The organism is Streptomyces sp. NPDC056527 (assembly GCF_042794475.1).
Lineage (GTDB): Bacteria > Actinomycetota > Actinomycetes > Streptomycetales > Streptomycetaceae > Streptomyces.
In genome coordinates this window covers 1-8,125 of the sequence record NZ_JBHTTQ010000176.1, presented here as the reverse complement: position 1 = coordinate 8,125, position 8,125 = coordinate 1, and the positions used below count along the sequence as shown (strand labels likewise).

The following is an 8,125-nucleotide window of genomic DNA, read 5'->3' as shown; positions in this document are numbered from 1 at the left end:
GGGCGGGGCGGGACCCGCCCCGCCCCGCGCTCCCTAGCTCTCCAGGTGGTGCGCCCGGCGGGCCTCGCGCAGGCCGAGATGCTCCCTGAGCGTCGTACCGGTGTAGGCGCTCCGGTACGCCCCTCGTTCCTGGAGCTCCGGCACGAGCAGATCCACGATGTCGTCGAGCCCGTCGGGAATCAGATACGGCGAGACGTTGAATCCGTCGATCGCGCCGTGCCGCGCGAAGCGGACGAACTTCTCGGCGAGACCGGCGGGCGTGCCCACGTGCCCGCGCTGCGGCCCCAACTCGATGACCGTCTCGCGCAGCGACCAGCCGTTGGCCTCCGCCTTCGCACGCCACTCGGCCACCACGGCCCGCGGATCGGCGATCCTGCGCGCGCCGAACGCGCCCGTGTTCTCCACGACCACCGGGTCCTCGGCGGGCAGTGGTCCGTCGGCGTCGCGCCCCGAGAGATCGATGCCCCACAGCAGCCCGGCGATGCCCAACGCGGTCGCGGGCGTGACCTGTTCGAGCCTGACCCAGCGCGCCTTCTCCTCCGCCTCCTTCTCGGTGGCTCCGATGATGATCTCCGTGCCGGGCAGGATCCGCAGATCGTCCTCAGGCCGTCCCGCAGCCCGCAGCCTGCGCCGGACGTCCTCGGCGAAGGCGAGCGCGTCGTCGAACTCCGTACCGTGGGCGGAGAAGATGACGTCCGCGTGCCGGGCGGCGAAGTCGCGGCCTTCCGCGGAGTCGCCCGCCTGGAAGATCACCGGATGACCCTGTGCGCTGCGCGGCACGGTGGGGGCGAGGTCGATGTCGAACTGCGCCCCTCGGTGCCGCACCCGGCGCACCGCGCCGGGCACCGACCAGGACCGCGCGTCGGCGGTGTCGGCCACCGCGCCGTCCGCCCAGCCGTCCCAGATCGCCCTGGCGGTGGTCAGGAACTCCTCGGCGCGCCGGTAGCGGTCGGCGTGGTCGAGGAATCCGCCGCGTCGGAAGTTGGCGCCGGTCCAGGCGTTGTCGGTGGTGACGATGTTCCAGCCGGCCCGGCCCCGAGAGAGGAGATCGAGCCCCGAGAGGCGCCGTGCGAGGTCGCCCGGCTCGTTGAACGTGGTGTTCGAGGTGCTCACCAGGCCGATCCGGTCCGTCACCGCCGCAAGGGCGGAGAGCTGGGTGATCGAGTCGGGGCGTCCGGCGACGTCGAGATCGTGGATGCGGCCGTCCACCTCGCGCAGCCGCAGCCCGTCACCGAGGAAGAAGGCGTCGAAGAGACCGCGTTCGGCGGTCTGCGCCACCCGGCGGAACGAGGCCGGGTCGATCTGCGAACCGCTCGCGGGATCGGACCAGATCGTCCAGTGGTTGACCCCCTGGAAGAACACGCCGAGGTGCAACCGGGCGTCCGGGCGCGGCACATCGGAGAGGTCGGTGCGGGTCATCGTGCGGCCTCCTCGGCGAAACGGCTCGCGGGGCGGGGGAGACCCAGCGCGGTGCGGAGCGTGGCGCCCGGCAGCGGGCGGGCGGCGATCCGGCGCGCGAAGAGCTCCGGCAGGACCAGACGGGACAGCACGGCCAGATCCTCGTCGAGGACGAGCGGATGCAGCCGCACTCCGTCGACGTGACGGCCCAGCTCTTCGAGGAGCGCGACGAGTCCGGCCGCGGATCCGGTGTAGCGCAGCCGCTCACCGTCGCGTGGTGGGCGCGGCTCCCATGGGCCGTGGCGCTCCAGATCCGCGATCCGCTCCCGGGCCGGCTCCCGCGGGGTGTCCAGGGCCACCTCGACCTCGGCGAACGCGAGCGGCGCGCCGGCACCGGCCGCGGCCTCGCCCGCCTCCGTCGGGGTGCCCCCGTCGACCAGGGCGATGTCGATCAGCTCGGGCGGTACGAGACCGGTGCGGGCGATGACCACCGGCCGGCCCTGGGGCGGTCGCGGCACGATCGCGGGGCCCTTGACCGCGTACGTCTCGCCCGTGAAGTCGATGTGGTGCAGACGGTCCCGGTCGAGATAGCGGCTCGTGGCGACCGAACGGATGACGGCGTCGTCCTCCCAGGAGTCCCACAGGTCACGCACCACGCGGAGCGCGTCTCTGGCCTCCCGCGCGAGGGCCTCGGCACCCTCCACCCGCGGCCGCCCCCAGGCGCGGGCGGCCTCGGCCCTCTCCTCGGAGGTCACCAGCCACGCGGCGCGACCGGCGGACACGTGATCGAGGGAGGCGAGCTGTGAGGAGACGTGGAACGGCTCGGCGTAGGTGGTGGCGACGGCCGGGGCGATACCGAGCACACCCGTCGACGCGGCGATGAACGCGGCACGCTCCACCGCGCCGACGCGTCCCACCGGATCGGCGCCCGAGCCGGGCGGGAGGAGGCTGTCGTCCAAGGTGACGAAGGTGAATCCGGCGTTCTCGGCGACGGCCGCGACCCGTGCGAGCCGACGCGGGCTCAGCAACTCACCGGGTGTGTGGGCGGCCCGCCGCCAGGCGGCCGGATGGGCACCGTCGCCGTCGATCTCCACGGCGAGACGCAGGGCTGGATGGGGCATGGGGGTCCTTCCGAAGGCACACGTGAAACCGCCGGGCGCGTCGAGGAGGCGGCCGGGGTGAGAAGGTGATCAGACGTGCGCGGAAGGACAGATGGCGGAGGACGTACGGCAGAAGTCGACATGCCGCCGGCAGCACAACCGCGCACCGGCCCGCACGCCACCACGGGGCGTCGCAGTCGGTGTCCGCACAGGTGCCTCCACACATCCGGAAGGGAACGCTTCAGCTTAGGCAGGCGACCTTCCGGGCTGTCAAGAACGTTCGCCCGCCCAAGCGGTGAGGTGCTGTGTGCCGCCGGAACGGCTCGTCGGACCGACGGCTCAGCCGCCCAGCGCGTGGCCCGTCGTCGCGTCGACATGGTCCGGGATCTCGTCGTGGCGGTCGCCGACCGACAGCGTGCCCGTGGGCTCGAAGAGCAGGATCGACGCGCCGGACGGGGCGTACGGGCGGTGTTCGACGCCTCGGGGGACGGTGAAGACCGAGCCGCGCGGCAGCGTCACCGTGCGCTCCACCCCCTCCTCGCGCAGCGAGATGTGCAGCTCGCCCTCGATCACGAGGAAGAACTCGTCGGTGTCGTCGTGCGCGTGCCACACATGCTCGCCCGCCACCTTCGCCACACGCACGTCGTAGTCGTTCACCTGCGTCACGATGCGCGGACTCCACAGGTCCTCGAAGGAGGCGAGCGCCGCCGAGAGGGCGACGGGGTCACTGTTCACAGAGGTCTTCTGGCTCATGGGGCCATCCTGCGCCCTGACCACCGCTCGATGTGAGTGCTAGAAAGAGCATATGCCGCAAGGATCCTCGCAGCCGTCGCCGCACCGCGTCGTCGTGATCGTCGACGCCAACTCCAACCCCTTCGAGCTGGGCTGCGCCACCGAGGTCTTCGGTCTGCGCCGCCCCGAACTCGGTCGCGACCTGTACGACTTCCGGCTCTGCTCGCCCGAGCCGCGCACCCTCATGCGGGACGGCTTCTTCACTCTCACGGGCGTCGCCGGGCTGGAGGCGGCCGACACCGCCGACACCCTGATCGTCCCGAACCGCCCCGACGTCGAGGTCCCGCGCCGGCCCGCCGTGCTCGACGCGATCCGGCGCGCCCACGCCCGCGGCGCCCGCCTCATCGGCTTCTGCAGCGGAGCCTTCACCCTCGCCGAGGCCGGAGTCCTCGACGGCCGGCGTGCCACCGCCCACTGGCAGTGGGCGGACTCCTTCCGCGCCCGATTCCCCTCCGTACGCCTCGAACCGGACGTCCTCTTCGTCGACGACGGCGACATCCTCACCGCCGCCGGCAGCGCCGCCGCACTCGACCTCGGACTCCACGTCGTCCGCCGCGACCACGGCGCGGAGGTCGCCAACTCGGTCAGCCGACGGCTCGTCTTCGCGGCCCACCGCGACGGTGGTCAGCGGCAGTTCGTCGAGCGTCCGGTCCCCGACCTGCCCGACGAGTCACTCGCCCCGCTGCTCGCCTGGGCCCAGGAACGCCTCGGCTCCCCGCTGACCGTGGCCGGTCTCGCGGCCCGCGCGGCCGTCAGCCCGGCGACGCTTCACCGCCGGTTCCGCGCCCAGCTCGGTACGACCCCGCTGGCCTGGCTCACCGGCGAACGGGTGGCCCTGGCCTGCCGGCTGATCGAGCGCGGCGAGTCCCGCTTCGACGTCGTCGCCCGCAGCAGCGGCCTGGGTACGGCCGCCAATCTGCGGGCCCTGATGAACCGCGAGACGGGACTCTCCCCGTCCGCGTACCGCCGCCGCTTCGGCCCGGCGGCCGGCTGACCCCGGACCCTCAGGAGCGGTACGACGTGTGCGCCGCGGCCCACTCCGCGAGCGCCCGGGCACAGTCCGCGACCGACTCCCGCCAGGTCCTGGCCGCGCCGTCGCCCGCCTCGTCGCTCACGTGCTTGACGATCCGGATCGGTACACCGGCCAGGCCCGCGGCGACCGCCAGGGCGTAGCCCTCCATGTCGACCAATGGCGCCCGGGCGGCCAGCCTGGCCCGGGCGGCCTCGTCGGAGATGAAGGCGTCACCGGTCGCCAGGGTCACGTCACCGCCGTCCGGCAGGGCCAGCGGCCCCCCGTAGGTCTCACCGGTCAGCGTCGCCAGCAGCTCGCCGTCGAGATCGTGCTGGATCACCGTGCCGACGACGTGCGTGCCCGTCCACCCCGGACGAAGGGCGCCCGCGGTCCCCAGATTGATGACGGCGGTAGGGCGCGTGCCCAGGCCCAGGACGGTCGCCAGCGAGGTCGCCGCGTTCACCTTGCCCATGCCGGTCAGCAGGATCGGCAGATCGGTGTCGAGGAACTGCGCCTCCTCCTTGACGGCAAGGACGAGCAGGGGGCGGTCGGGGGTGATCTCTCCGATGAGTTCCATGCGCCCACGCTACCCGCCGGGACTTCCCGGCCGCTCCGAGGGACGATGGAGGTGTCCCCATTCGCCGAGGAGATCGCCATGGCAACCGGAACAGTGAAGTGGTTCAACGCGGAGAAGGGCTTCGGCTTCATAGCCCAGGACGGTGGTGGCCCGGACGTCTTCGTCCACTACTCGGCCATCGCCAGCACCGGATACCGCGAACTCCAGGAGGGACAGAAGGTCGAGTTCGACGTCGTCCAGGGCCCGAAGGGACCCCAGGCGGAGAACGTCACCGCAGGCTGAAGCCCCGGCACAAACGACGGGAACCGGAGCACCGGCGCCCATGTGGAAGCGTCGCGCTCCGGCCCGACGAGCCGGATCACATACTCCAGCGGAGTACCGCCCCCAGGCCGCCCGCCGGGCCGCGCATCCCCTCGGGGACCACGAGCACGTCGCAGTCGGCCGCCGCGGCCGCTCGCAGCACCGCGTCGTCCGCCCGCGCCTGCTCGGGCCGGGGCACCCCCATCGCACGGGCCTCACCCCGCTGCACGGCCACCTCGTCGACGCCCGGGCCGATCCAGACCTGGCGGCCCGCGTCCGAAGCCTCCGGGGTGAGCAGCAGGGTGGCCAGCTGGTGATTGCGCGCGGCGTCCACGACAGCCGGGATCCCTTCCGCCGCCTCCCCGGGGCCGGTGTCCACCGAGGCTTCGCGGTGCTCGCCGGGCTTCCCCCGGCCCCGGTGGAAGCGTTCGAGCGTCCGGTGGAGCCTGTCCCGCTCGTACGTCTCGCACGCCCGCTCGATCTCCCGGTCGAGCGCCGTGAGGGCGGAGCCGGGGGAGGGGCCGCCGCTCTCCGCCTCGACGGTGGCGTCCCGCACCCGCTCCGGCAGCCGGTTGTGCACGGCCCTGCGCTCTCGGGCGTCACCGGCCAGGACGAGCAGCCCGGCGCCGCTCACCGGCCATTGCCGGACGATCTCGGCCACGATGATGTCGGCGGTCTCGTTCCAGCTGTTCTCGACCTTGTTGCGGTAGTGCCATTCGTACCGGTCGGTGGGGACGCCGCGGTGCCCACGGCCCTGCCACTCCGTTCCCCGGGCCTCTCCCACGGTCGTACGGGCGGGTCCTTCGCGCAGTTCCAGATCGGCGCCCATGCGGTCGATGTACGCCACCATGCATGCCGGCGCGTCACCGCGCAGGGTGGCCAGCGGTGACACATGGGGCAGCAGGGACCAGGTCGCCTCGCCGGCGGGCGGGGGAAGGGCGAGCGGGACGTCGAGCACGACCTCCGCGCCGGCGGCGAAGAGCGCCCGGCCGGGTGGTGTCCCGGCGACTGGCTCGTGCGCCAGCCGCTCCATCACCGCTCTCGTCGTGTAGCCGTCGGCACCCGCGTCGATGAGCTGTCCCGCGATGGAGCGCTCACGCAGTTGCTGGATCTTCACCGCGTCCTCCGTGGCCCGCGTGGTCTCGAGGTAGACCGAGGCCCAGGGACCCGGCCGGGCGAAGAGCGGTTTCAGGAAGGCGAGTTCCATGACGTCCCCCAGAGGCGTGGGTACGACGGGCGCGAGCCCGACGTGTGCGTCCGGACGCGGAGCGTGGTGGCGACGCGAACTCTCCCGGCCGTGGCCCCGCACCTCACTGGTGCCCCTCGGCCCCCATGGCAAACCGGGTGGCCCGGTGCCCGGCCCGGTCGCGCCGATCGTCAGCTCAGCCAGTCCGTGGGGACGTACGGCCGGAGCTCTCGTTCGGCTCGCTCCGGATCGGGGTCGGAGACGGCCAGGCGGCCGTACGCGGCGCCACGGCGCAGCTCGACGCAGACCACCGGCCTGCCCGGCACCACCGCGGCGAAGTCCTCCCCGTCGGGCAGGACGCGGGTTCCCACGCACAAGCGGTCGGGGATCCAGAGACCCCGGCCGCGCAGCCCTCGGAGGGCCCGCCACCAGTCCGGCTCGACACGGACCTCGCGCAGAGCGGTCAGCGGGACGCGGACCCGCCTGCGGCGTGCGGCCAGCTTCTCGCGCAGGGACAGCCGGACGACGATGTCGCTGCCTTCGACCGTCACCCGAGCCATCACGCCTCACCGCCGCCCGTCACGACACATCTCCTTCCATGATCGGGCCGCTTGTGGGTAGCTGCCAGACGGGGCCGGGTGGAGGAGAGGGCCATGTCACGCGCAGTCGGTATCGACCTCGGAACGACGAACTCCGTCGTGTCCGTCCTGGAGGGCGGCGAGCCCGCGGTCGTCACGAACACCGAGGGCGCCAGGACCACGCCGTCCGTGGTCGCCTTCGCGAAGAACGGCGAGGTGCTGGTCGGCGAGGTCGCCAAGCGCCAGGCCGTGACCAACGTGGAGCGCACCGCCCGTTCGATCAAGCGTCACGTCGGGGACACGAAGTGGCGCTTCCCGGAGAGCGGTGAGATCGACGGCAGGCGCTACACGGCGCAGGAGATCTCGGCGCGGGTGCTGCAGAAGCTGAAGCGGGACGCGGAGGCGTATCTGGGCGAGGACGTCACGGACGCCGTCGTGACCGTGCCCGCGTACTTCAACGACAGCCAGCGCACGGCGACGAAGGAGGCCGGTGAGATCGCGGGTCTCAACGTCCTGCGCATCATCAACGAGCCGACGTCCGCCGCGCTGGCCTACGGCCTCGACAAGGAGAGCGACCAGACGATCCTGGTCTTCGACCTCGGCGGCGGCACCTTCGACGTGTCGCTCCTGGAGATCGGCGAGGGCCTGGTCGAGGTGAAGGCCACCAACGGTGACACCCACCTGGGCGGTGACGACTGGGACCAGCGCGTCGTCGACCATCTGGTGAAGCGGTTCAAGAACGCGTACGGGGTGGACCTGGCCAAGGACAAGATGGCTCTCCAGCGTCTTCGCGAGGCGGCGGAGAAGGCGAAGATCGAACTGTCGGCGGCGACCGAGACGGCGATCAACCTCCCGTACGTGAGTGCTTCCCCGGAGGGCCCGCTGCACCTGGAGGAGAAGCTCACCCGGGCCGAGTTCCAGCAGCTGACCGCCGACCTCCTGGACCGCTGCAAGACGCCGTTCCACCAGGCGGTCGAGGACGCCAGGGTCGAGGTGTCCGACGTCGACCATGTGATCCTGGTGGGCGGTTCGACCCGGATGCCCGCGGTCACCGAGCTGGTGCGGGAGTTGACGGGGAAGGATCCTCACAAGGGTGTGAACCCGGACGAGGTCGTCGCCATCGGCGCCGCCCTGCAGGCCGGTGTGCTGAAGGGTGAGGTCAAGGACGTCCTGCTCCTCGAC

9 protein-coding genes are annotated in these 8,125 nt (G+C 72.3%); 3 read left to right on the top strand and 6 right to left on the bottom strand.

What is annotated here, in order from left to right; translation table 11 throughout:
• Positions 1-33 precede the first annotated feature (33 nt).
• The 3 genes from ACFQ7Q_RS36795 to ACFQ7Q_RS36785 form a co-directional block, all read right to left on the bottom strand.
• Positions 34-1,419 carry an NtaA/DmoA family FMN-dependent monooxygenase gene (locus ACFQ7Q_RS36795; RefSeq protein ID WP_383563196.1) on the bottom strand — a complete coding sequence of 462 codons (1,386 nt, stop codon included), beginning with the start codon at positions 1,417-1,419 and terminating at the stop codon, positions 34-36.
• Entirely contained in the window at positions 1,416-2,519 is a 1,104-nt protein-coding gene (locus ACFQ7Q_RS36790; protein ID WP_383563193.1) for an LLM class flavin-dependent oxidoreductase, read from the bottom strand. The genes ACFQ7Q_RS36795 and ACFQ7Q_RS36790 overlap by 4 nt, the downstream gene beginning before the upstream one ends.
• Positions 2,520-2,837: 318 nt before the next feature.
• Positions 2,838-3,251, bottom strand: a complete 414-nt coding sequence (locus tag ACFQ7Q_RS36785; RefSeq protein WP_383563190.1) for a cupin domain-containing protein — start codon at positions 3,249-3,251, stop codon at positions 2,838-2,840.
• Between the two features lie 52 nt (positions 3,252-3,303).
• Between ACFQ7Q_RS36785 and ACFQ7Q_RS36780 the strand changes: the two genes are divergently transcribed.
• Complete coding sequence (locus tag ACFQ7Q_RS36780) at positions 3,304-4,284, top strand: helix-turn-helix domain-containing protein (protein WP_383563187.1); 981 nt, start codon at positions 3,304-3,306, stop codon at positions 4,282-4,284.
• Positions 4,285-4,294: 10 nt separating this feature from the next.
• Here ACFQ7Q_RS36780 and ACFQ7Q_RS36775 read toward each other — a convergent pair whose 3' ends face one another.
• Positions 4,295-4,879, bottom strand: coding sequence for a nucleosidase (locus ACFQ7Q_RS36775; protein ID WP_383563184.1), 585 nt, complete (start codon positions 4,877-4,879; stop codon positions 4,295-4,297).
• Between the two features lie 78 nt (positions 4,880-4,957).
• On the opposite strand from ACFQ7Q_RS36775, the gene ACFQ7Q_RS36770 reads away from it, so the two are divergent.
• The gene (locus ACFQ7Q_RS36770) at positions 4,958-5,161 is read left to right on the top strand and encodes a cold-shock protein (protein ID WP_329112575.1); all 204 of its coding nucleotides are present in this window, start codon (positions 4,958-4,960) and stop codon (positions 5,159-5,161) included.
• A 76-nt stretch (positions 5,162-5,237) separates the two neighbouring features.
• Here the strand turns inward: ACFQ7Q_RS36770 and ACFQ7Q_RS36765 are convergent, their stop codons facing one another.
• Both ACFQ7Q_RS36765 and ACFQ7Q_RS36760 read right to left on the bottom strand, forming a co-directional pair.
• On the bottom strand, positions 5,238-6,386 hold the full coding sequence (locus tag ACFQ7Q_RS36765; protein ID WP_383563181.1) for a hypothetical protein: 1,149 nt from the start codon (positions 6,384-6,386) through the stop codon (positions 5,238-5,240).
• A gap of 170 nt (positions 6,387-6,556) precedes the next feature.
• Positions 6,557-6,925, bottom strand: coding sequence for a hypothetical protein (locus ACFQ7Q_RS36760; RefSeq protein WP_383563178.1), 369 nt, complete (start codon positions 6,923-6,925; stop codon positions 6,557-6,559).
• A gap of 93 nt (positions 6,926-7,018) precedes the next feature.
• Here ACFQ7Q_RS36760 and ACFQ7Q_RS36755 point away from each other — a divergent pair.
• Positions 7,019-8,125, top strand: a 1,107-nt coding sequence (locus ACFQ7Q_RS36755) for an Hsp70 family protein (RefSeq protein WP_383563176.1), incomplete at its 3' end; no start/stop codon positions are given.

What these genes read in the sequence shown, in the direction of transcription:
- ACFQ7Q_RS36785 (WP_383563190.1), bottom strand. Translation starts at nt 3,251, where the DNA reads ATGAGCCAGAAGACCTCTGTGAACAGTGACCCCGTCGCCCTCTCGGCG.
- ACFQ7Q_RS36765 (WP_383563181.1), bottom strand. Translation starts at nt 6,386, where the DNA reads ATGGAACTCGCCTTCCTGAAACCGCTCTTCGCCCGGCCGGGTCCCTGG.
- ACFQ7Q_RS36795 (WP_383563196.1), bottom strand. Translation starts at nt 1,419, where the DNA reads ATGACCCGCACCGACCTCTCCGATGTGCCGCGCCCGGACGCCCGGTTG.
- ACFQ7Q_RS36770 (WP_329112575.1), top strand. Translation starts at nt 4,958, where the DNA reads ATGGCAACCGGAACAGTGAAGTGGTTCAACGCGGAGAAGGGCTTCGGC.
- ACFQ7Q_RS36760 (WP_383563178.1), bottom strand. Translation starts at nt 6,925, where the DNA reads ATGGCTCGGGTGACGGTCGAAGGCAGCGACATCGTCGTCCGGCTGTCC.
- ACFQ7Q_RS36775 (WP_383563184.1), bottom strand. Translation starts at nt 4,879, where the DNA reads ATGGAACTCATCGGAGAGATCACCCCCGACCGCCCCCTGCTCGTCCTT.
- ACFQ7Q_RS36780 (WP_383563187.1), top strand. Translation starts at nt 3,304, where the DNA reads ATGCCGCAAGGATCCTCGCAGCCGTCGCCGCACCGCGTCGTCGTGATC.
- ACFQ7Q_RS36790 (WP_383563193.1), bottom strand. Translation starts at nt 2,519, where the DNA reads ATGCCCCATCCAGCCCTGCGTCTCGCCGTGGAGATCGACGGCGACGGT.